Raw genomic sequence first — 23,827 nt, 5'->3', positions numbered from 1 at the left:
TTCACTTTGCTCCTTGGTAAGTTTTTAACAGCATAATCAAAAAGAATGGACCGCCAATAGCACTGGTTATTAGACCTATGGGAACTTCTGCTGGTAGCATTATGGTACGGGCAAATAAATCAGCAAGGCTAAGCATTAATGCTCCCCCTAACATACAAGCTGGTAATAAATAACGGTGATCAGGGCCTAATATTAAGCGCATAATATGCGGCACTATTAAGCCAACAAAACCAATAACGCCCGTAATTGCTACGGCTGCTGCAGTGCAAAGTGCCGTATATATAAAAACCTGCTTTTTCAATTTAGTCACATTAATGCCGACATGCTTCGCTTGAGCCTCTCCTAATAAATACACGTTAAGAGGTTTAGATAAACGTAATAAACCAATACAACAACCAATAATAATACCGAGTGTTGGCATTATCATCGCAAGGTGATTCCCCGCCAAAGAGCCCATGCTCCAAAATGTTAAATCACGTAATTGTTGCTCATTACTTACCAGTGTTAAGATACCGATAATAGCGTTTACAATCGCATTTACGGCAATCCCTGCCAGTAGTAGGCTAACAATAGTAAAACGCCCATTTTGCGCGCCCAACCGATAGATAAACATACATACCGCAATACAACTAAAAAATGCCCCTACAGGCACCGCATAGTAGCCTAAGTTGTCGCTAAAATTAGCAAACAAGCTTGTTCCTAATACAATAGTTGCTACTGCACCTAACGCTGCACCACTGGCAATGCCAATCAAACCAGGATCTGCTAATGGATTTCTAAATAAAGCTTGCATTGCAGCACCGCAGGTTGCTAAACCAGCTCCAACAACCATCGAAAGTAGAATACGAGGAAGGCGGATCTGCCAAATTATAGCGTGTTTAAGCTGATCATCTACCGGCTGGGTTAGCATAAGCATCGTCTCGCGCAGCGTTATCACAACCCCTCCCTGACTTAGAGCAATAAAAAATACCAATATACAAATAATAAACAAAACAGGAATAGATAAAACCCGTATCCGTTGTTGCGCTAATAACCTATTTCCTAACGCCAGCATAACTATCGCTCGTCCTGTTGTTTTGTGCTGTTTTCAGCTAATTTTAAAAATCTATATTGATAGCCATCTGGCAAGCGTGTTTTAGGATAAAATGCATGCGCTAGTTCTACGGCCGCTTGAGGCGTTCTAGGCCCCATACTTAACAAATAGAGCGCATCAAAATTGTAAATACGCCCATTTTTTATCGCATTTGAATATTTAAAAACAGATAATATTTCAGCGCTTGGTTGCTGATCATTGGCGCCAATTCCCATACTAATAATCACATCAGGATTTAGTGCCAATGCAGCCTCGCTTGAAATCGTCTGCCAATTAACCACTGTTTGAGCCATCATATTCACTCCACCTGCAATAGTTACCAACTCATCAGCAGTCGTCTCTGCCCCTGCAACCATAAGTTGACTACTGCGGATAACCAAAACCTTAGGTTTAGTACTTGTTTGCTCTAAAATATATGACAAGGCCTTGCGGTCCGCTTGCAAAGAGTCTGCGAGCATATTGCCCTTACTCACAACATTTAATTGTTTGGCTATTTGCTCTATTTTATTTTCAATACGCCAAAAGTTGTCGTTTTCATGCAAGATAACCAAGTTAGCGCCAGTGAGCTTTAATTGCTCAACCATTTTTTTAGGACCAATATCTGATTCAGCGAGGATAATATCTGGATTTAATGACAACACACCTTCAACGCTTATTTGGCGAACATAGCCAATTTGTGGCTTCTGAGTTGCAGCGGCTGGATAAACACTGGTGCTATCAACGCCAACAATGCGTTGTTGTTCACCAAGGGCGTAAATAACTTCTGTTATTGAGCCCCCTGCAACCACTATTCGCTGTGGGTTAAGAGGCTGCGGACTTGCATGTACATAGCTATTAGCAAGTAAAATAACAAACGGAATAAATAAAATAGATGAGAGTTTCATGATGTTAAACTTAAATTGCAAATAAAAACAATAACAGTTTTCATTTGCAACTAGTAGCTTTTATTATGATTGTTTTAATGCCCTATAAAATTTAGTTTAACCTCTTAGGTAATAAGGTATGTGAGCTTTCGGAGTTAAATGATTTCAATTTAAAGGCTATTTAATCACGGCGTGAAATGTGTAACCAAGTCACCTCATACGGCCCGCATTACTCTAATGGCTGTATCCTTGTAAGAATAAGTAAAATACTGGGTAACAAAAGGGTTTCATCACCAAGTCAAACCTAAATAGCAGCGAGTGTCATTTATGCTTGCCATCACCTACTTATGGTAAATAACCACACTATGTAGGCTCTGCCTCGCCTGAATACCAAACAGGCTGCTGCAAATTTAACCTTGAAAGATTAACAGACCCTAAACTCTATGTATAAAATTTATAGTTTAAATAAAAGCCACTTCAAATAAGTGGCTTTTATATTTACCGCTATAGTATTCAAACTGTAAACCCCCTTTACACTTCTGTGACAGTTAAATATCGGACTTAGCTAAAGCTTCAGTTAGTAAAATTTCGGTTTATAGCCTTTTTTGTAACTTGAGTTGGTAAAATATCGGTTTGAGTCACTGTTTATACCCTCTCAGTTAGTAAAATTTTGTTTTATAGCAACGAGAAGTTAGTAAAAAATCGGTTTATAAATTTCCTCTGTTTGTCTATTAAAGCAAAAATCAGTCACTTATCCGCTTTTTTTAGTTGCTGTAAACGCTATTTACAGCAAAATCACCTAAAAAAGGTCGTTTTATGAAAGGTTAGTTAAACTCTGATCTGTAAATTTACTCAGGTAGTTAAATCGTGATCCAACATGATTAGGTTAGTTAAAGTCTGATCTGTAATTATGCTTCAATGTTCTAACTTTATTTAAAACAATAAAAAAGGGCCTATTGGCCCTTGAGTAACACTATCTAGTTAGGAATTAAAATTGGTTCATGGTGTTATCTTCACCACCGGCTTTTAGCGCGTTATCACCAGAGAAGTATTCTTTGTGTGTATCGCCCATGTTAGACCCCGCTAAATCTTGGTGCTTAACAGATGCTTGTTCACGGCGAATTTCTTGGCGTTGTACATCACGTACATACGCCAGCATACCCATGTCGCCAAAGTAACCTTCCGATAAAATATCAGTGCTTAGCGCAGCTGTATGGTATGTAGGCAGAGTAATTAAGTGATGGAAAATACCCGCTTCACGTGCGCCATCGCGTTGGAAGTTTTGTACTAATAAATCGGCTGCTTGAGCAAGCTCTGTTGCATCCATTTCTGGAGCCATTAAGCCTTTGTTGTCGCCAAGGCTTGGGTAAGCACTTAAGTCACGGCCAGCTTCTTGCCATTCTTGATATACTTGCTCACGGAACTTAAGCGTCCAGTTAAACGAAGGCGAGTTGTTGTATACCAGTTTTGCATTTGGCACGTGTTCTTTAACACGATTTACCAGCTCTGCGATTTGTTTAACATGTGGTTTTTCTGTTTCAATCCACAGTAAATCAGCGCCAGACTGCAAGCTTGTAATACAATCTAGTACTACGCGGTCTTTTTCAGTGCCTTCGCGGAACTGAAATAAACCGTTATCTAGGCGAGTTGGTTTACATAACTGGCCATTAATTTTCATTGCTGTGTCGCCTTCATTTAAGTCATCAACACCGTTAATTGGCGTGGTTTCTAAAAATGCATTGTATTGGCTTGCTAAATCACCAGGTGTTTGCGACACAGGTACTTTTTGAGTAAGGCTAGCACCTAATGAATCTGTACGTGCCACAATAATACCGTTATCAATACCGAGTTCTAAAAAGGCGTAACGTACTGCGTTAATTTTTGCTAAAAAGTCTTCGTGTGGAACAGTAACTTTACCAGCTTGGTGACCACATTGTTTAGCGTCAGACACTTGGTTTTCTATTTGAATGGCACAGGCACCGGCTTCAATCATTTTTTTAGCGAGTAAATAAGTTGCTTCTTCGTTACCAAAGCCTGCGTCAATATCAGCAATAATTGGCACAACATGGGTTTCAAAGTTGTCTATTTTATCAATAACCGCTTGAACGTCACCGCCATTGGCTTTTGCTGCATCTAGGTCGTTAAATAAGTGGTCTAGTTCGCGTGCATCAGCTTGCTTTAAAAACGTATAAATTTCTTCAATTAATGCAGGTACCGACGTTTTTTCGTGCATGCTTTGATCTGGCAGCGGGCCAAATGCAGAGCGAAGCGCTGCAACCATCCAGCCACTTAAGTAAACATAGCTGCGTTTAGTTGTTTTTTGGTGGCGCTTAATAGCCATCATCATTTGTTGGGCAGTAAAGCCATGCCAACACCCTAAAGATTGCGTGTACAAGCTTGTGTCTGCGTCATATGCAGCCATATCTTCACGCATTACGTCTGCTGTGTATTGCGCAATTTCAATCCCAGTACGAAAGCGGTTTTGTAAACGCATACGGCTTGCGTATTCAGGGTTAATAGCTTTCCATGGGCTGCCTTGAGATTGGCAAAGAGTAGAAAGAGTGTCTGTTTCGCGTTGATATGTTGTCATAATAAAATCCTTCGAACGAGTGTGTAAATTATTTTAATGTTGTGAGAGTGGCTAGGAGTGTGTGCTCCGTTTCGCTTGATTCAACATTAGGCTCATTTTTTAGATTTAGTAAATTTATAGTTATTATTGCGGCTATACATTTTGTGAATGGCTAAAAAGCACTCAACATTGCTTTTTTGAGTTATTGTTGCCTTAACGCACAAGCACACAACAACATCGCGACCGTTTAAGGAAGGCAATTATGTCCCACACTCTCACACATTCAGGACTCAGCGTAGACACACAACTTGCTGATTTCGTTAAAAACCAATTACTCCCTGGCACGCATTTGAGTGAGCAGCAGTTTTGGCAAAACTTTGCACATATAGTGCAAACACTTACCCCTACAAACACAGCATTGCTTGAAAAGCGAGAGCTGCTTCAAAAGCAAATAGACGACTACCATCTTGCTAATAAAGCGTGGGATAGCGTTAAGTACCAAGCCTTTTTGCAAGATATTGGTTATTTAGTAAAAGAGCCTGCCAACTTTGAGATTGAAACTCAAAATGTAGAACCCGAGGTAGCGCTTACAGCAGGGCCTCAGTTGGTTGTGCCTGTAAGTAACGCACGCTTTGCACTTAATGCTGCTAACGCACGTTGGGGTTCGTTATACGACGCTTTATACGGCACTGATGTGTTAAGCGAAGAAGACGGCGCCGAAAAAGGCACTACTTACAACCCAGTACGTGGTTTTAAAGTCATGGCCTACGCTCGTCAGTTTTTAGATAAAGCATTGCCGCTGACTAATGGCTCGCACATAGAAAGCACTAATTATTCAGTAGTAGATGGCGCACTTTTAATTACGTTACGTGATAGCTCTCAAACCACATTAGCCGACCCATCTCAGCTTATTGGCTATCAAGGTGAAGCGCAAAATCCTACTGTAGTATTATTAAAAAACAATGATTTACACATAGAGCTACATATCGATCACCACCACATTATTGGCCAAGCAGATAAAGCAGGCTTAAAAGATGTAGTGTTAGAGGCCGCACTCACCACCATTATGGACTGTGAAGATTCAGTAGCTGCAGTAGATGCAGAAGATAAAGTACAGGTTTATAAAAATTGGCTTGGTTTGATGCAAGGTAACTTAGTTGAATCGTTTAAAAAAGGCGATAAAACCGTAGAGCGTACCCTACAAAGTGATAAAATATACACCGCACTTGACGGCGGCACCGTTACTTTAAAAGGCCGCAGCATGATGTTTGTTAGAAACGTTGGCCATTTAATGACGAACCCTGCTATTACCGATGTGTACAATCAACCGGTATTTGAAGGCATTATGGATGCGATGTTTACAGCCACCGCTGCCCTGCACGACCTAAACAAAAAAACAGGTATAAAAAATACCAGCGCGCAAAGTATTAATATAGTAAAACCAAAAATGCACGGCCCTGAAGAAGTGGCGTTTACTAACACTTTATTTAGCCTAGTAGAGGAAGCGCTAAGCTTACCTAAAAACACCCTTAAAATGGGTATTATGGATGAAGAACGCCGTACATCTGTAAACCTAAAAGCCTGTATTCATGCAGCTAAAGAGCGTGTGGTATTTATCAACACCGGATTTTTAGATAGAACCGGCGATGAAATTCATACCTCTATGCAAGCGGGTGTTGTACTTCCAAAAGCACAGATTAAACAGCAATCATGGATAAGCGCATATGAGGATCGCAATGTCGATATTGGCCTTGCTTGTGGCTTAAGTCATAAAGCACAAATTGGTAAAGGCATGTGGCCAATGCCAGATAAAATGGCATTAATGATGGAGCAAAAACTAGCACATCCTAAATCAGGTGCTAATACAGCATGGGTGCCCTCCCCTACAGCCGCTACTCTGCACGCAATGCATTATCACGATGTAAACGTATTTACCGAGCAGCAAAGTATTGCTAAACGTACTATTGCTAGCCTTAATGACCTGCTTACACCGCCGCTAATGGCAGACCCTAAAACGCTTTCAAAAGAAGATATTCAAAGTGAGCTAGAAAACAACGCACAAGGCATTTTAGGTTACGTTGTACGTTGGATTGATCAAGGTGTTGGCTGCTCAAAAGTACCCGACATTAACCATATCGGGCTAATGGAAGACAGAGCAACACTGCGTATTTCAAGCCAGCATATGGCTAATTGGTTGCTAAATGGCGTGTGTTCACAGGCGCAAATAAAATCAACAATGGCTAAAATGGCCAAAGTAGTTGATGGTCAAAACGAGCACGACACTGCGTATACACCCATGGCAATAAACGAAGAAACCCTTAATAACAGCATTGCGTTTCAAGCTGCACTTGCACTGGTTTTAGAAGGCGCAACACAACCGAGTGGTTACACTGAACCACTACTACATAGCTACCGTATAAAATATAAAGCACAAAAAACGAATACGCTTTAAGCGCTTAAGCAAAGTTCAGATTAAGTACTAAACCAGCTTTTAAGCTGGTTTTTTATCGCCTAAAATTAGAATAACAGCACTTTTAAGGCATTTTAAAAATATATATTCAAATAAGCATAATACACATGAATATCTAACATTTATTCAAACGTAAAAAAGCGTGTTTTGCATACACAAAACACGCTTTTTAAATTTTTTAGCTAATTAAATCTAATTTTTTACAATAGCATTGTGATAAATGTTTTGTACATCGTCACAATCTTCAAGCATATTTATAAACTTATCAAAGTTAGCAATAACTTCTTCGTCTTCAATTTCAATATTAACTTGAGGAATAAACGTAATTTCGTCAACTTCAAAGTTAATGCCTTCAAATGCGTCTTCAAGGGCAGTTTTAGCTTTAAAGTATTCTGTTGGCGGTGCAAATACCGATATTTTACCGTCCTCGGCTTCAACATCGCTAACATCAACATCAGCCATCATTAATGCTTCTAATACTATTTCGTCGTCATCACCCGCAAAGCCAAGTACCGCATAATGATCAAACATATGTGCTACGCAGCCAGGAGTACCAATTTTTGAGTCTGTTTTAGTAAACGGTAAGCGTACATCTTTAATTGTACGGTTCGGATTGTCAGTTAAACAGTCAACTATAACCATGCAATTACCAGGACCATAGCCTTCGTAACGGGCAACAGAGTAATCTTCCCCTGCGCCACCGGCTGCTTTTTCAATTGCTTTATCGATAACGTGCGCGGGTACTTGGTCTTTTTTAGCTTTTTCGATTAGACGGCGTAGTGTTTGATTTACTTCGGGATCGGGATCGCCACTTTTTGCTGCAACGTAAATCTCTTTACCATACTTTGAGTTTACTTTTGTTTTTGCATTAGCTGTTTTGATCATAGAACTTTGACGAACTACAAATGCTCTGCCCATTTTTTGCCCCTAATGAATACGTTACGTTTTGCGGTATTTTACCAATTCAAAACGTATTGGGCTAGGAACAAACGTTATTTTGTAATTTAAATAACGTAGCACTTATTCTTAAATAAATTTAATAGTGCGCTATTTAACATAACTCTATTTTTTCAGAATAACTCTCAACTAATGTCACTAATTCAACAAAGTCATGTAAAACGTAATCTGCCTGATCGGCATAAGCAGGCGTTGACTCTGGAGCGTATAAACACGCGCGCATATTTGCATTGTGCGCAGCTTGAATGTCGTAAAGGTAATCGCCTACATAAAGTAAATTTCTGGCGTTAATGTTCCAAAGTGTAGCAATGGCATTTAAAGCGCTGGGATCTGGCTTTGCTGGGGCATCGCTTCGCGTTAAAACTGTACTGATAGGGAGTGGATTATTTTGTAATTTAATTGCCGCTGCTTTATCAAAATTGCGAGTAACAATCGCCATCGGAATATTTTTAGACTTTAAAGCATGAATAGCTTCACTCACACCAGGTAATATTCTGGCATGTTGTGCATCTATTAATTCGTGTTGGTGAACTATATTCATTGCCTCTTCACGCATATACGGTGAGGGCAACTGAGCAATGTAATCAAGTAAGTCTTGCTCGCAAGGGCAACCTATTTGGGCCTTTATTAATGCAAAATCTAATTCTGATGAAACCAATGTTCCATCTAAATCAAAAATCACTCCAAAAATAGCCTCAACCTGAGTAGTCATATCATTCCCTGAATTTAGTTATTACTAAATGAAATTTAAACATAAAATTCTCTACTGCTTATGCCCTAGGCCGGTAAATACAAAGGGATAAATGAAACTAACTATATTTAAATATTAATACGCACCATTATCAATCTATTGATAACAAAGTAATTTAAGTGCTTGATATATCATGCGCAAAAAAAGGTAAATATACAAATTGAACTCACAAATTTTACGTAAATTTACAAATAACAGATCAAACATGAACGCAGTTTAAACGTATGAAGAAAACGCGCACATAAACAACTGCTGTGCGCGTCGGTTGGGGAAGTTTTAAATATTAATTTTGCTCAAAGCGGGCTTCGAGCCAAGTATCATCTTGAGCAAAGTTTAAAGTTTTAATCTTACCTTTGCCCTCAACGTTTACCATATTTACCTGAGATGGCCATAAATCACGAAGTGCGCCATTACTCATTTTAATTCCTTCAATATTTTCAGGAATTGGTGCTTCTTGGTAAACCCAAAAAAACTTACCATCAACTTGTGCTCCCACAAAGTTAAGTGGTAAAGGTTCACCACTTAACGTTTGTAGAGCAACATGCGATTCAACATACTTAGCAAAACGTTGTTGGTCGGCTTTATTACTAATAATATCAATTTTGCCTTTAAACAATGTTCCTACGGCGTGTTCGGTATCATGTAAATAAAAGCGATGCATTAATTCAACATTATGCGTTCGTTTATTAAAAAGCACGGTTGTAACTGACGACTTTAGTTGATGCGCCATACTTGGCGCAGCAACTAAAAGGCAAACAATAATAAGCAAAAAGCGCATTATTGCTGCTCCTCACCGTCATCCTTTTCGTCTTTCTTCTCATCAGTTTTAAGCTCAGTTTTAATATCTTGCATGATATCGCGACTTACTTTAGCTTTACTCTTTTCCTTTTTAAACACTTCAATACGTGAAGGAATAATACGACGAGGGTAGTTATTGTTTTCAACATCTACGTCAGCTGTTTCCCAGCCTGGGTCAACAGTAACTGATACAAGCGGTTTGTTTTTATCGGTAACAATCAGCTTTTGAACGTTTTTATAATTACGACGCCAAATTTCAGCAGGAATATAGCGCTCTTCTTTAGTGCCATCTTCATATGTTAGCTCTAATAAAATAGGCATTACCAAACCACCAAGGTTTGAAAATTCCATAACGTAATAGTTTTTATCTTCTTCTAAAGCACGCTCAAGCGTTTTACGCTCCCACGGCTCTAAGCCTTTTAAAAACTTATTGTACGAGTTACGTTCTTTATTGGTTACAGTAAAACGGTCGTTTTCGTCATAAAAATCGGTAACATCAGAGTTTTTCTCAACCCATGTTTTTTTACCTTGTGCGCGGTTACGCTCAACAAATAATGAAGTAGGTTTGTCTGCTTCAATATCACGTAAACGGCTGTAATCAATATCAGGGTTTTTAGTGTCTAAACGTAGTTGATATACTTTATCTAAAGAGATATCTACATGGTCTGTGGTGTAAAACCAGCCACGCCAAAACCAATCTAAATCAACACCAGAGGCTTCTTCCATTGTACGGAAAAAATCAGCTGGAGTAGGGCGCTTGTATTTCCAGCGCTGAGCATACTCTTTAAATGCAAAGTCGAATAAGTCACGGCCTAAAATTACTTCACGTAAAATATTAAGGGCTGCTGCAGGTTTAGTATAAGCATTAGGACCTAAGCGTAATACACTGTCTGACTGAGTCATAACAGGTACTTGGTTTTCAGACTTCATGTAGCTCACTATATCGCGAGGCTCAACACCCCAAGGAATAGTAGGATCCCATTCACGACCAGCAACGCCATCTAAAAAGCTATTTAAGCCTTCATCCATCCACGTCCATTGGCGCTCATCTGAGTTAACAATCATTGGAAAGTAAATATGACCCACTTCATGAATAACTACGCCAAGTAAAAAGCGCTTTTCAGCTTGAGAATAAGTACGTGTACCATCATCTTGTAACTTAGTACGCGGGCCGTTAAAGGTAATCATTGGGTATTCCATACCGCCAACAGGGCCATTTACCGATTGCGCAGTTGGGTATGGGTAGTCAAAAGAATACTTAGAGTACACTTCCATTGTGTGTACTACCGCTTCAGTTGAGTACTTCTCCCATAAGTCACCACCTTCTTTAGGGAAGAACGACATTGCCATAACTAAAGGTTGAACGTCACCACCTTGCTGATAACCCTTTGCATCCCACATAAACTTACGAGACGACGCCCAAGCAAAGTCACGTACGTTTTGCGCTTTAAAGTGCCACGTTTTAGTTTTGTCGGTGCCTTCTTTTTCGTTTTCTAGCGCTTCTTCTGCGTTAACAATAAACACAGGACGCTTAGATGTTTCGGCTTGCTTTAAACGTTTACGCTGAGTACTCGTAAGTACTTTGCTCGCGTTATCAAGTTTACCTGTTGCCGATACAATGTGATCTGCCGGAACAGTAATCTCAACATCGTAATCACCAAACTCAAGCGTAAACTCACCTGAGCCTAAAAACGGCTTGTTTGTCCATGCTTCGTAATCGGTATAAGCCGCTAAACGAGGAAACCACTGAGCAATTAAGAATATGTCGTTGCCGTCTTCTTCAAAGTGCTCGTAACCAGAACGTGCACCCACTGCATCTTCTTCAACAATGTTGAAGGCAAAGTTCATGCTAAATTCGACTTCTTTACCTGGTTTTAATGGCTCGTTTAAATCGATGCGCATTAGGGTATCAACTACAGTTACGCGTAGTTCTTTACCATCGTCATCTTTTACGCCACTGATTGTATAACCCAGTTCGTTGTCGCTCATAAATTGCTGACGACGTAATTCACCTAAACTTAATTTAGCGGGCTTTTGAGCTGGTAAGCTTTCTAAAGTGCTTTTAAATGTTTTTGTTGTTTCGGCAATAGAGTCACTTTTAAAAATATTTTGATCTAACTGTAACCATAAATATTTAAGCGTATGTGGTGAGTTATTTTTATATTCAATGCTTTGACTACCAGTAATGCGGTGCTTTTTTTCATCTAGCTTCACATCAATATCGTAATTTACACGTTGCTGCCAGTATTTTTCACCTGGTTCGCCAGCGGCACTACGATATACATTGGGTGTAGGAAGTGCTTCATCTAATTGACGAAATTTATCAACAAAAGAACCTTTTGTTTGCTCAACCGAAGACGCCATAGCTGCACTCGATATTGCGAATGGCAATACAAAAGCACTTAGCGTAAGACCTATTTTTTTCATTGTTAGTCCTAATATAATTTTGTGAGCGTACTTTGACAAATATACCAGTTAGCTTCAATAAATTAGCGACCAAGTACCGTATTTTTAGGGTGATGTTCACTTAGTTTTTTAGATTGAAAAATACAATTATTTTGTAACAAAATACGAATAGATAAAAACTGTAAAGGGGGTTTACAAAATTGGGTTTTAATAATGGTTTTGATCAGTTAAATACAAAGTCCCAGAACTTAAAAAAATATCATTCACTTTATATATATTGCTAAAAAAGTATTGCTTTGGCATTACTAGGTAGACCATTAATCCTACGTATAAGTATTGCTAATTCGCAACAAGTAAAATGGCCTAAAAGCCCTTTCTACTGAACAAAAACACAGTGAAACGAGTAAATAATTGGCTCAAATATTGCCGAACTTCATTAATATTCGCTATTTGTACGATAAATGACAAATAGTGTAATTTTAGGTTGATCTTTAGTGCTGTTTATATTTAAAATCGCCAACCTTTTTATTTGAGGCAAATAAATTCGTCACATTTATCCTCAAATTAATATCGATTACTAGCAAGAAATGCGGTGGGCTTATGGATTTTTACATCCTAAAAAAACAACAAGAACTAATTGCGATTCCAGCAAGTGAGAATAACTGTAAGCAGTATCTCGATTCGGGTTATTTTTATATCGATAAAGTAGCAGCGTGCAACGAAACTAATGCACTAAAGGCGCTACACGCAAAACAAACTAAAACGTTAAAAATTCCATTATTAATGGCACTTTTAGCATTACCGGTTGTTTTTTCAGCTTGGTACAGTTTAACCTAACGTAATGCATGCCTTAGGCTTGCATCTTTAACAGCCTTGGGTATATTGGCGCTCTTACGGTTTTATTAAGAGCGCGACATGAAAGTCCTCCACACCTCAGATTGGCACCTTGGCCAACAATTTTACGAACACGATCGCCGTGTTGAACATCAAGCTTTTTTTACATGGTTATTAGCCACTCTTGTTGAACAACAAATAGACTTACTTTTAGTTGCAGGCGACATTTATCATACAGCGACTCCAAGTGCTAGCGCCGAAAATCAGCTTTATCAATTTATTAAAGATGCCAAAAAAGCATGCCCACTATTACATGTAGTGATTATTGCGGGTAACCACGACTCTGCAAATCGCATTTTGGCAGCTCAGCCATTACTAGCCCAGTTTGATACTCACGTAGTAGGGCGCTTTGATGCCGTAATACCCGATGAAACTGTTATTACCATAAATACTAATGGTAAACGCGCTGTAATCGTCGCTATGCCATTTTTACGCGCAAGCGATGTTAGTTCACTTAGCCAAACTGAAAACGGCTCTAGCTATGCACAAGGCGTTGCAAAAGCTTACGAACTTGCACTAGAGCAAGCTGTTAATATAAATGAGCAAAACTCACCATTAATAGTTATGGGGCACTTACACGCTAAAGGCGGAGATATTTCAAGTGATTCTGAGCGTAACTTAGTAATAGGCGGTGAAGAGTCTATTTCAGCTAATGTATTTGGTAAACAAGCTAACTATGTTGCCCTTGGACATTTACACAAAGCGCAACAAGTTGCTAAAAGCGATGTTATTCGCTACAGCGGTACGCCTATTCCAATGTCGTTTTCAGAACGTAACTACACCCACCAAGTAAATGTTATTGAATTTATTACTGATGAAAAACAACAGATTAGTACAACTGTAAACCCCCTTTACATTCCGCGCTCTGCCGATGTAATTGTTTTACCAAAAGGGGAGTGCGTTCCATTAAGTGAACTGTGCGAGCAAATAAAAGCACTCGACACATCACAAAATACAGTAGCGCCTTATTTACGTGTAAAGCTTAAATCGAGCGATACCGACACCACCTTCAGAGAGCAAATAGAACAAGCACTTGAAGGCAAGCATATTAAATTTTGTGGTATTGAACGCGTACGCGAGCAATTAGCTAACAATGACGACAACACCGTATTTGAAGATTTAAGCGAGGTTGAAATGCTCAACCCACTTAATTTATTAGAACAAGCATTTGCAAACGATAAAGACATGGCAGGGCAAAGCGTACCCGATGAGCTAAAAGCACTTTTAAGTGATGTAATAAACGAGCTTACGGAGCAAGAACAACTATGAAAATAACTGCAGTTCGTATTCATAACTTAGCCTCAATTGTTGACGCTGAAATAGACTTTACTAAAGCCCCATTAAAAGACGCGGGTTTATTTGCCATTACAGGCGATACCGGCGCAGGTAAAAGTACCTTTTTAGATGCGATATGTTTGGCGCTTTATACAAAAACAGCACGGCTACGTGGCGATAAAGGTAATTTAATAGAGTTTAACGGCGACAGCATTAAGCTAAATGATGCGCGAAACTTACTGCGCAGAGGTACATGGGAAGGCTACGCCGAGGTTGACTTTTTAGGGCAAGATAAACTGCTTTATCGTGCGCGCTATACAATTTCACGCACCCATAAAAAAGTAACAGGCAAACTTAAAGTAGCAGAGCACACTTTAGTAACCCTACCAGACGAAACCCTAATAGCAGACAAAAGCCACACAATAAAAGAAGTCGAGAGTAAAATAGGGCTTAACTTTGAGCAGTTCTCCCGTGCCGTACTTTTAGCGCAACATGAGTTTGCTGCGTTTTTAAAAGCCACTGGCGATGAGCGAGCGCAACTTTTAGAGTGCTTAACAGGCACCGATAAGTTTAGCCGTATTGGCGTGCGTATTTTTGAACGCCATAAAGAGCAAGTAGCAAAGCTTGAAGCGCTTAAAGCAGGCCTTGAAAGCTATACTCTATTAACGAGCGATGAACTTGAGTTACAACAAACCAAGTTAGCGGATTTAAAAACGCAAACCGAACACGCTAAACAAGAGCTGACCAAAACCGAAAAAGCACTTAGCTGGTATCAGCAAGCAACAGTGCTTGAGCAAAACTTACTCCAAGCACAGCAAACGCAGCAACAAGCAAGTTCAGCGCTTGAAAGTATCGTTGAGCAAAGCGAGCAAGCTAAACAAGCCAAACAGGCGCTTGAAATAAAAGACAACCGCAGCCGCTTTACTGTTTTAACAGATCAAAATACGGCGCAAAATGAGCAAATTACAACGCTTAAAAGTGTTGACCATTTAGCGGTAATTAATGAGTGTAATACCGCGCTTACTAAACACACCGAGCAGCTTAATAACGCAAATGAGCAAAAACAAAATGCAGCGCCCGTTATCGCTAAAGCGCGCGAGCTCGACAGCAACATTGCTTTGCAAAGCCAAAGTATAAAAGGTACTGAGTCACAAATAGCTAAAGAGCAAACGCAGCTAGATGAACTCAATCAGCAGTTAAAGCAAAGCAGTAACGAGTTAGAGCTTGCTAATACCGACTCTACAAAAAGCCAGCAATGGCTTAATGAGCATGAGCAGCTGCATGTTTTAGCAAAAGATTGGAGTTATTATAAGCAAAGCTTTACTACCTACTTAAGTGCACAGCAGCAATTAGCCGCAAACGTTACGCAAAGCCAAACTCTTAATAGCGAGCTTGCAAGTCAGAACGAGCTTTTAAATACACAAAATAATAAAGTGCAGCAGTGCGAGGCGTTACTTAATAATGATCAATCGGCATTACAGGTATTAAATAACCAGCTGACTGAGTTTAATGCAGAGCATTGTGATGTACAGCTAAAAAGTATTGATTACTTAAAAGAGCAGCGCGAGCGTTACGGGCAATTTAATGCAGAGCTAAAACAAAGCACGCAACGCCAACAAGTACTTAATCAGCAATTAAATGAAAGCCAGCAAGCTCACGCTTTACTTAACCAAAATTTAATAACCAGTGAGCAAGCGCTTAAAAGCACCGAGTACGCACTTAATCAAGCGCGTTTAAGAGCCAGCGAAAACGTAGAGCATTTACGCACTGAGCTTCGCCCTAATGAGCCTTGCTTAGTATGCGGCGCCACTGAGCACCCGTACGCGGTAAATCAAAATCAGCAATTAAATAACTTAATTACTGATTTTGAAAATGCTTTTAATACCGCCAAAAAGCAATTTGAGCATGCACAAAACGAGCTGCATAAACATCAAACTCAAGATGCCGTATTAACCGCAGAGCAAAAACAACTTGAGCAAATAATACAAACAGCAAAAGCTAAACAGCTCGACATTAAAAATACCATGCAAGGCGCACGTAACGAGCTTAACGACTTAACACCTGATCAGCTTGAAGTCACTTATAAGCAGTTAACGGAGCAAAAAGCGCAGTATTTTGAGCAACAAAAACGCCAGCGTACACTGCAAACCAAAGTAAATGAGCTACAAGCAGCACTTAAAGCAGAGCAGCAAGTACAGCAGCAGCTTAGCAATAAACAGCTTGAGCTTACACATCAGCAAAACCAAATAACGAGCAAGCATAGCGAACTAAGTGCGCAAATTAACGAGCTGGATACAACGCTTAATAGTCAATTTGAAAACAGTGATTTCTGGCAACAACTACAAGCCAGTACGCTTGAGCTTACCCAGTTGCACGAGCAGGTTACGCAGTACCAGCACACTCAAACGCAACTTGAGCAAAGCCAAAAACAGCAACACACAGCTAATGAGCAAATAAAACAACTTACCCCGCTTATAAGTAACAACGAACAATCGTTAAAAACACTAAGTGAAGAGCTCATAAAAGCTAAAGCGCTATTAAGCACTGTGCAAACTGAGCGCTTAGCATTATTTAATAACGAGCAAATAAGCGCAGACGACTACCAAGCAAAACTTGTCAGCGAGCAAGAGCAAAAGCAATTGCTGGTTCAAGCATGTCAAAAAGCGCATGACGATGCTATTAAGCAGCGAGACGAGCACGCTATAACGCTTAAAAATGCAGAACAACGTTTACTTGAAAACAGCCAAGAGCTAGCAACGCTTGAGGCACGTTATAACGAGTGGTTTAGCGACTTTAAAGCGCAATTTAGCAATGCAACGCACGAACAGGTCAAAATTTTACTAACGCTTAGTAGCGAGACGATTAAAGCGCATTTAACTCAGCACGAACAGTTAACTCAAGCGCTAACAGATGCAAACGCCGCATTAAAACAGCAGCAACTTACGCTTGAAAAACACAACAGTAGCGATAAACCAACGCAAAGTGCAGAGGCTTTAAATACCCAATTAAGTAGCTTAAACGAGCAACAAACGCAGCTGCAAAGTTCATTACTGGCAACCAATACCGCTATTGAGCAACACAACCAAAACGCAAAAGCGCTTGAAGGTAAGCAAGCTGAGTTAACTACGCTTAAAACGCAGGTTGAGCAGTGGCACTTGCTTAATAAAGTACTAGGTGATGCAACGGGTAAAACCATGCGTAACTTAGCGCAAACGCAAACGTTAAAAATATTACTGCACTATGCCAACAGCCATTTAAAAACACTCAACAAACGCTACGAATTAACGGCAATAGCACAAACGCTCGACATTGCGATTATTGACCGCGACATGGCCGACGAGCAACGCTCTGTTAATACGCTCTCGGGTGGGGAGTCATTTTTAGTATCATTGGCGCTTGCACTTGGTTTAGCATCGCTTTCGTCAAACAAAGTACAAATCAATTCTTTGTTTATTGACGAAGGGTTTGGTACGTTAGACAGCGAAACCCTCAGCATTGCAATGGACGCACTTGATTCATTACAAGCACAAGGTAGAAAAGTAGGCGTTATATCGCACGTAACACAAATGAGCGAGCGCGTAGCCACTCAAGTGCATGTAGCCAAAAAGCCAGGTGGATATTCCACAGTTGAAGTTATATAGCTATTAGGGAGTTTAAAAATGCCAACATTTACAGGCGAACAAGCAACACAATACGATAGCCGCATTACTCGTTTAGTCCCAGGTTATGAGTTATTACACCAACTAACTAACGCACAGCTACAAGCAACGCTAAGCGACAATGCACATGTTTTAGTAGTAGGGGCAGGCACAGGTAAAGAAGTGCTCGCACTGGCTGCATTAAACCCAACATGGCAATTTACCGCGCAAGATACATCAGCCGATATGCTAGCAATTGCAAAGCAGCAATTTGACGAGCAGGGCATAACTAGCCGCGTAACGATTCACAATGGTCCTGTTGATAAATTATCAGTTAAAGCTGATGCCATTTTATGTTTATTAGTCATGCATTTTGTACAAGACAATGGTGATAAAAAGCAGCTATTAAAAGCAATTAAGGGCAATCTTAAAAAAGATGCACTCCTTTATATTGCTGATTTAATGCGCCCCGAAACGACGTTTGAGCGCGAAGCCCAACTTACGACATGTGCGCAATTAGGTTTAACCGAAACCGGTAAAACACAAATGGGACACGACCTAGAAAATGAGTTTTACCCACTCGATAGAATGCGTTTTAGCGAACTGCTAAACGAGTGCAAATTTGGTATTCCAAAGCTGTATTTTAAAGCGTTAGGTTTTAGTGGGTATGTAGTTTAATTTATCGATCTATTTAGAAGAATGTGGCTTACACCACTGAACTGTGTGCTTATGGCGCGGTATTGTTTTACATTCTTTATTAGAGTCGGCACCTGGCTCGCTAGCATATTGCGAGCTTGGCGCTACGTTGGCACAACCTGCAGCCAATAATATAGCAAATACGGGTATTAATTTTTTCATTTCATCACCTATTAAAATATGTTTTAAAGCGCTTTGCAGTTACTGTAAATACAAAGCGCTTATTAGTTTGCTAGCATCTCTCACCAATATGGCGGGTAGTTATGCATCTACAAAAATAACTTCGCCAGTAATAAAGCCATCAACCGAACGCTCAAACGCTTTACCTACAAGCTTGCCTGGCACTGGTTGAAAACCTGGCATCATCTCGCCGTATACGTCCCATGCTTCTTCAAGTACGGTAGGGTTAACCACATTAATACGTGTGCCACGTGGCATTTCTAGTGATACGCATTTTGCAAACGTATCTATTGCGCCGCTAGTTGTTGCATCAGCAATCGCAAACGGAATAGGTTTAACGTTTAAAATACCGCTAATTAGCGTAAATGAACCGCTATCGGCAATGTACTTTTGACCAATGCGCACAAGGTTAATTTGCCCCATCATTTTGCTCATAATAGTGCTCATCCACTGGGCTTCGCTCATATCTGCAAACGTTTCGTACTCACATAAACCTACGGTATTAACTACGGCATCAAAATGGCCTACTTTTTCATACAGCTCAGTAATTGATTGCTCGCTGGTAATATCAACAATATGATCTACATCGCCCGAACGACCCGCTGTAATTACTTTATGCTTAGATAAACCGGTTAATGCCGCTTGACCCATTTTTCCTAGTGCGCCTATTAATATTACTGTTTTCATTGTTTGCTCCAATCATTTGTTCTCTTTAGTGTGTAGGAGCATAGTAAGGGAGTATTTTAACAATTAGAAACAACCCTTTTATGTAAGAGATACAAGATAATTTGGTTATGTGATAAGTTAAATATTATTACTAAATAACACTGGCAGCAGCATGAGCAAGTTAGACCGATTAGATATAAAACAATTGCGTATTTTCCAAGCGCTCATTCGCGAGAAGAACGCCTCAAAAGCAGCGAGTAAATTGGGCTTAACCCAACAAGCAGTGAGTGAGCAACTAAAAAAGTTACGCGATGTGTTTGACGACCAGTTGTTTTTGAGAAAAACCACTGGCTTTGTGCCTACACCTTATGCAGAGGAGTTGTCGGTAGACATAGACAAACTCCTAAACGACTTTCAGGCATTATTAGCACCTAAAATATTTGACCCAAAAACAGTTAATGATGAGTTTGTAATAGCCGCTACCGACTACGCACAGCAAGTCGTTTTACCAGCATTAGTTAAAGTACTCCGGGCACAAGCGCCAAATTTAAAGCTTATAATAAGAGACTTCGAGATAGACAGCCTGCACGATTTAATGGAAAGCGGCAAAGTAAACCTTGCTATTGCATTTCCTGACTATATCCCAAGTACTTATCCCATTATTAAATTGTTTGAAGAGCAACATATTTGCGTTACCTCGCCGAATTCATCAATAGCAGGAACTAAGCCAAGCCTTGCTGAAATCGCCAGTTATCCAAGTATTATTGCCTCGCCTTCGCGTCCAAATTTTAAAGGGTCTATTGACGATTGGTTTAAAAGCTTTGATTTAACGCGTAACGTAGTGGTGTCGGCACCGTGTTTTTCTATTGTGCCGATGTACCTAGAAACAACCGACTCTATCGCATTTTTACCCTCACGCGCAGTAAGCTCAGAGCTAGTAAAAATAGAGCTGCTACAGTTACCTACGCCGTTTGACGTAATAGCCGCATGGCATCCGCGCTACAATAAAAACCCGCTTCATAAATGGGTAGTATCAAAGTTGGTGGTTGAGTGATTTGAGAGTTATTATTTGTAATAAAAAATAAAGCGGTTTTAATAAAGCTTTTAAGACAAGAGCATTATGAAACGTAGATCGATTAAGTGAAGCGCCACCCGTCGCTCTAATATCAACATCACTCAGCATGTTGCTATGCCAGCAATCCTAACCAATCTCGCCAAGTGCTTTCATAGCGGCTTGTGCTTTATCTGTTTGTACGAAAATGTGGTCGTGATAAAACGCAGCTACCACATTAGCACTAATACCATGCTCAGTGAGCTTTGCAGATACCGCAGCGGTTAACCCTACCGCTTCAAGGCTTGAATGCACGTTAAGAGTAATTAAATTATATTTACTCTCAAAGGTAATACCGGCTTTATCGGCGGTTTCAGCTTTTAATATAAGAGTTAGGCCTTCTTCTTCTACAAAAGTAGCAAGTGGCTCTAAATGAACATAATCAGCGAGCTTTCCTGCCAAGCAACAAAAAATATACTCGCCTTGCTTAAGCTCTGGCTGCATTGATTTTAATAATTGGTTTAGATCTAAAATTCCGGCCATGGTCGCTCCTATTAACCTAATTCAATTCAATTCAAATAAGTAAGTCTATTTTCAAACTGTTTTTTAATTAAATTACTATCTCGTTTAACTATTATTTTTTCGACAATATCCCAAACACCGATCAAATTTTAAGGCTCTATTGGCGATTGGTTTAAGCTTATACCATTCCAATAAATAGCTGATCTATTTTACTTGCTAAAACAACCCATTTCTTTGTTGTCAATTTCGCAAAGGGAACAACCATTTACATCAATTTACGCCTAGAACTGAATTATTTTTTCGGCGTAAAATTTAGATCACATACTTAATGGAATTGGTATTAAATACTATAAAAGGAGTAAGTTTAAAGAGTCGCTTAGTTTTTAAGTTGAGCAAATTAACTTTCAATCATTTTTATTATTTTTGCAGGATTCCCACCTATAACAACGTTATCGCCAAACGATTTTGTAACAACAGCACCCGACGCAACAACTACATTGTTACCTAAAGTAACGCCTGGATTTATGACTGCATGACCACCAATCCAACAATCATTTCCTATTGTTATTGTTTTTGCATATTCGAGTCCACTTCTTCTATCAATTGGATTTATAGGGTGTGTAGCGGTATAAATTCCAACCTGTGGCGCAATAAAACAATTGTTACCAATATTAACTTCCGCAGCGTCTAAAATAACGCAGCCAAAATTAGCATAAAAATTTTCACCTACATGAATATTTGACCCATAATCACAATTAAATGATGACTCTACATGAACTTGTTTTCCTGTTGAGCCAAATAACGCATGTATAATTTGAGCTCTTTCATCCAAATGAATAACACTTGTTTGGTTTAGCGTTTCCGTTTTTAAGCTAGCTTTTAATCGTAATTCAATAAGCTCAGGGTCACTTGGGTCATAATACTGACCAGATAGCATTTTTTCTTTTTCTGTCATAATTTAAAATCCAAATAATATATTTTTTATAAGTGGCAGATTCAGCTTTTAAGCTAAGCACCACTACCTTTGTTTAGTACGTGTACATTTAGTTACTTTTAACTATTTTTTAGTTTTGCAACTAGCTCGCTAAGCCTAGCTATTTTTATATTACTTAGCTGCCTGTAATCAAAATACGGGCATACTATAATATTGTTGGCTGTATCTATTGCAAACTCGTCGTCGAGCCAATTAAATTGCGCATTAAGCTTACCTTGTTGGAGTAAGCTTTTAGCGTGCGTACGCCCAGCAATTATGTGTAGCTGGTTTTTATTACTAGAAGATTTATGGGCACACGTAATAGTAATATTAGGCGCGCTAAATAACAGGGCCGTTTTACTATTCTTTTGAAGCAAAAACTCATCGCGATATTGCTGCCAAGTAGGCGCTTGTTTAGCAAATGAATAGTGCTCGCTTGGTAGGGCAAACAATACTTTGGCGTATACGTTAAATACTTTTCGCCAACCATTACCACAGTGCTGGTTTATGGTATTTATTTGCTCGTTTATAACCGGTTCAAGGCATTGAAGTGTTTCAAAAAACGGCATTGGTGGCGCTTTTGCTACGTACACTGCCACGCTAAATTGCGTATCGCCTAAGCCAACTAATTGTGTGTTCAAGTTAGTTAGCCTTGTTTTGCGCTAAAATACGATCGAGATTATTAGCAAAATTTTGACGGTCGGTTTGGCTAAGTGGAGGCGGCCCACCACTCATTTCTACACCACTTGAGCGCATGGTATCCATAAAGTCGCGTACGTTAAGTATTGAGCGAATATTCTCCGTGGTGTAAAGCTCGCCACGCGGGTTGAGCGCCTGCCCACCGTTATCAATTACTTCACTCGCCAGCGGTATATCGCCAGTAATCACTAAATCGCCTTTTTCAATACGTTTCACTATTTCGTCGTCGGCTACATCAAACCCTGACGATACTTGAACGCGGCTTATGTATTTTGACGGCGGAATACGCATTGCGTGATTAGCCACTAAAATAGTGTCGATTTTCATACGCTCTGCCGCTCTAAAAAGTATTTCTTTTATAACGACAGGACACGCGTCTGCATCTACCCAAATTTTCATGCTATGGTCATTTTTATTGCTTTAGAATTAAGACGATCCTATAGCAAATTTTATTCTTGTGAAATAGCATAAATTACATAATTGAAAAGGAGCTTACATGAAGGCTATAAAATACGGTTTACTTATTACTGGTCTATTTTTTCTTAGTGCCTGCACCAGCCCCCCTGAGGGAATAACACCCGTTAAAAACTTTGATATACAAAAATATAAAGGCAAATGGTTTGAAATAGCGCGTCTTAATCACTCGTTTGAAGAAGGTATGGAGCAAGTTACCGCGACTTATTCAATTAACGACGACGGCACAGTAAAGGTCCTTAACAAAGGCTATTTAACGGATGATAAAAAATGGGATGACGCCGAAGGCTTGGCCAAATTTGTTGAGGGCACCGACACCGGACATTTTAAAGTCTCGTTTTTTGGTCCATTTTATGGCGCTTACGTGATTTTTGAACTTGACCAACCCGATTATCAATATGCATTTATAACCAGTTACAACAAAGATTACTTGTGGTTTTTATCGCGTACACCAACGGTTAGCAAAGAGCTTAAAAACCACTTTTTAACTAAAGCGAAAGAGTTAGGCTTTGCTACTGATGAAATAATTTGGGTAAATCAAGAGAGTATGTAAAGGGGGTTTACAGTTAGCTGTATGCGCTTTTAAAGTGGTAATAAAAACGTCATCCAACTGTAAAGTAAATTAAATATATAAACGCTATATTGCTAGCACTTACAGTGAGACAGTAAGTATTAGGAACACTGAATATCCCCTATTGTTGGCAAGCTATATAGCTTGCCATTTTTTTTGCCTAGGGCGTGTTGATCTTTGTGGATTGAAATCTGTTCAATCTAGGGGCGATTAAATCGCGGCGCGAGGTTTGTAACCTAGTGGGCTAAGTAAAAACCGAGCAAAGCTTCCGCGTCCTGCTC

At 39.6% G+C, this 23,827-nt stretch carries 20 protein-coding genes; 7 read left to right on the top strand and 13 right to left on the bottom strand.

The annotated features are described in order from the left end of the window. Nucleotide 1 precedes the first annotated feature (1 nt). The 3 genes from GQR52_RS06800 to GQR52_RS06790 all read right to left on the bottom strand — a co-directional run bounded on the left by GQR52_RS06800 (nucleotide 2) and on the right by GQR52_RS06790 (nucleotide 4,546). Nucleotides 2-1,054 (bottom strand): iron ABC transporter permease, encoded by a 1,053-nt coding sequence (locus GQR52_RS06800; protein ID WP_165727918.1) that lies wholly within the window; start codon nucleotides 1,052-1,054, stop codon nucleotides 2-4. A gap of 2 nt (nucleotides 1,055-1,056) precedes the next feature. Beyond that, nucleotides 1,057-1,977: an ABC transporter substrate-binding protein gene (locus tag GQR52_RS06795; RefSeq protein ID WP_165727917.1), complete on the bottom strand. Its 921-nt coding sequence runs from the start codon at nucleotides 1,975-1,977 to the stop codon at nucleotides 1,057-1,059. Between the two features lie 967 nt (nucleotides 1,978-2,944). After that, the gene (locus tag GQR52_RS06790; RefSeq protein WP_165727916.1) at nucleotides 2,945-4,546 is read right to left on the bottom strand and encodes an isocitrate lyase; all 1,602 of its coding nucleotides are present in this window, start codon (nucleotides 4,544-4,546) and stop codon (nucleotides 2,945-2,947) included. Nucleotides 4,547-4,787: 241 nt separating this feature from the next. Here GQR52_RS06790 and GQR52_RS06785 point away from each other — a divergent pair, with 241 nt between their 5' ends. Beyond that, on the top strand, nucleotides 4,788-6,977 hold the full coding sequence (locus tag GQR52_RS06785; RefSeq protein ID WP_165727915.1) for a malate synthase G: 2,190 nt from the start codon (nucleotides 4,788-4,790) through the stop codon (nucleotides 6,975-6,977). Nucleotides 6,978-7,187: 210 nt separating this feature from the next. Here GQR52_RS06785 and GQR52_RS06780 read toward each other — a convergent pair whose 3' ends face one another. The 4 genes from GQR52_RS06780 to GQR52_RS06765 all read right to left on the bottom strand — a co-directional run bounded on the left by GQR52_RS06780 (nucleotide 7,188) and on the right by GQR52_RS06765 (nucleotide 11,928). After that, on the bottom strand, nucleotides 7,188-7,913 hold the full coding sequence (locus GQR52_RS06780; RefSeq protein ID WP_024591562.1) for a YebC/PmpR family DNA-binding transcriptional regulator: 726 nt from the start codon (nucleotides 7,911-7,913) through the stop codon (nucleotides 7,188-7,190). 133 nt (nucleotides 7,914-8,046) lie between these two features. Next, nucleotides 8,047-8,664, bottom strand: coding sequence for an HAD family hydrolase (locus GQR52_RS06775; protein WP_024592706.1), 618 nt, complete (start codon nucleotides 8,662-8,664; stop codon nucleotides 8,047-8,049). A gap of 322 nt (nucleotides 8,665-8,986) precedes the next feature. After that, nucleotides 8,987-9,481 carry a DUF6702 family protein gene (locus GQR52_RS06770; protein WP_007583614.1) on the bottom strand — a complete coding sequence of 165 codons (495 nt, stop codon included), beginning with the start codon at nucleotides 9,479-9,481 and terminating at the stop codon, nucleotides 8,987-8,989. Then, a complete protein-coding gene (locus GQR52_RS06765; RefSeq protein ID WP_024592705.1) occupies nucleotides 9,481-11,928 on the bottom strand; it encodes a M1 family metallopeptidase in 2,448 nt (815 codons plus the stop codon). Before GQR52_RS06765 ends, GQR52_RS06770 begins: the two co-directional genes overlap by 1 nt. Nucleotides 11,929-12,507: 579 nt before the next feature. Between GQR52_RS06765 and GQR52_RS06760 the strand changes: the two genes are divergently transcribed. The 4 genes from GQR52_RS06760 to GQR52_RS06745 all read left to right on the top strand — a co-directional run bounded on the left by GQR52_RS06760 (nucleotide 12,508) and on the right by GQR52_RS06745 (nucleotide 18,392). After that, on the top strand, nucleotides 12,508-12,744 hold the full coding sequence (locus tag GQR52_RS06760; RefSeq protein ID WP_002959190.1) for a hypothetical protein: 237 nt from the start codon (nucleotides 12,508-12,510) through the stop codon (nucleotides 12,742-12,744). Between the two features lie 78 nt (nucleotides 12,745-12,822). Then, nucleotides 12,823-14,070: an exonuclease SbcCD subunit D C-terminal domain-containing protein gene (locus GQR52_RS06755; RefSeq protein WP_165727914.1), complete on the top strand. Its 1,248-nt coding sequence runs from the start codon at nucleotides 12,823-12,825 to the stop codon at nucleotides 14,068-14,070. Further along, the gene (locus GQR52_RS06750; RefSeq protein WP_165727913.1) at nucleotides 14,067-17,717 is read left to right on the top strand and encodes an AAA family ATPase; all 3,651 of its coding nucleotides are present in this window, start codon (nucleotides 14,067-14,069) and stop codon (nucleotides 17,715-17,717) included. Before GQR52_RS06755 ends, GQR52_RS06750 begins: the two co-directional genes overlap by 4 nt. Nucleotides 17,718-17,735: 18 nt before the next feature. Beyond that, nucleotides 17,736-18,392 carry a class I SAM-dependent methyltransferase gene (locus GQR52_RS06745; protein ID WP_165727912.1) on the top strand — a complete coding sequence of 219 codons (657 nt, stop codon included), beginning with the start codon at nucleotides 17,736-17,738 and terminating at the stop codon, nucleotides 18,390-18,392. A gap of 9 nt (nucleotides 18,393-18,401) precedes the next feature. On the opposite strand, the gene GQR52_RS06740 is transcribed toward GQR52_RS06745, so the two are convergent. Together GQR52_RS06740 and GQR52_RS06735 are read right to left on the bottom strand one after the other, a co-directional pair. After that, nucleotides 18,402-18,572 carry a hypothetical protein gene (locus tag GQR52_RS06740; protein WP_165727911.1) on the bottom strand — a complete coding sequence of 57 codons (171 nt, stop codon included), beginning with the start codon at nucleotides 18,570-18,572 and terminating at the stop codon, nucleotides 18,402-18,404. Nucleotides 18,573-18,671: 99 nt separating this feature from the next. Further along, on the bottom strand, nucleotides 18,672-19,277 hold the full coding sequence (locus tag GQR52_RS06735; RefSeq protein WP_165727910.1) for a short chain dehydrogenase: 606 nt from the start codon (nucleotides 19,275-19,277) through the stop codon (nucleotides 18,672-18,674). Between the two features lie 151 nt (nucleotides 19,278-19,428). On the opposite strand from GQR52_RS06735, the gene GQR52_RS06730 reads away from it, so the two are divergent. Beyond that, nucleotides 19,429-20,310: a LysR family transcriptional regulator gene (locus GQR52_RS06730; RefSeq protein WP_165727909.1), complete on the top strand. Its 882-nt coding sequence runs from the start codon at nucleotides 19,429-19,431 to the stop codon at nucleotides 20,308-20,310. 147 nt (nucleotides 20,311-20,457) lie between these two features. Here the strand turns inward: GQR52_RS06730 and GQR52_RS06725 are convergent, their stop codons facing one another. The 4 genes from GQR52_RS06725 to GQR52_RS06710 all read right to left on the bottom strand — a co-directional run bounded on the left by GQR52_RS06725 (nucleotide 20,458) and on the right by GQR52_RS06710 (nucleotide 22,900). Next, nucleotides 20,458-20,850 carry an ACT domain-containing protein gene (locus tag GQR52_RS06725; RefSeq protein WP_165727908.1) on the bottom strand — a complete coding sequence of 131 codons (393 nt, stop codon included), beginning with the start codon at nucleotides 20,848-20,850 and terminating at the stop codon, nucleotides 20,458-20,460. Between the two features lie 376 nt (nucleotides 20,851-21,226). Further along, entirely contained in the window at nucleotides 21,227-21,784 is a 558-nt protein-coding gene (locus GQR52_RS06720; protein ID WP_165727907.1) for a sugar O-acetyltransferase, read from the bottom strand. A 98-nt stretch (nucleotides 21,785-21,882) separates the two neighbouring features. Continuing rightward, nucleotides 21,883-22,443 (bottom strand): hypothetical protein, encoded by a 561-nt coding sequence (locus GQR52_RS06715; RefSeq protein WP_165727906.1) that lies wholly within the window; start codon nucleotides 22,441-22,443, stop codon nucleotides 21,883-21,885. 1 nt (nucleotide 22,444) lies between these two features. After that, nucleotides 22,445-22,900 (bottom strand): YaiI/YqxD family protein, encoded by a 456-nt coding sequence (locus tag GQR52_RS06710; RefSeq protein ID WP_165727905.1) that lies wholly within the window; start codon nucleotides 22,898-22,900, stop codon nucleotides 22,445-22,447. Between the two features lie 97 nt (nucleotides 22,901-22,997). On the opposite strand from GQR52_RS06710, the gene GQR52_RS06705 reads away from it, so the two are divergent. Then, complete coding sequence (locus GQR52_RS06705) at nucleotides 22,998-23,528, top strand: lipocalin family protein (protein ID WP_165727904.1); 531 nt, start codon at nucleotides 22,998-23,000, stop codon at nucleotides 23,526-23,528. Nucleotides 23,529-23,827: the final 299 nt, after the last annotated feature.

The sequence above is a fragment of the Pseudoalteromonas sp. 31A1 genome (assembly GCF_011378815.1).
Taxonomy (GTDB): domain Bacteria; phylum Pseudomonadota; class Gammaproteobacteria; order Enterobacterales; family Alteromonadaceae; genus Pseudoalteromonas; species Pseudoalteromonas arctica.
This window is presented reverse-complemented; position numbering and strand designations above follow the sequence as displayed.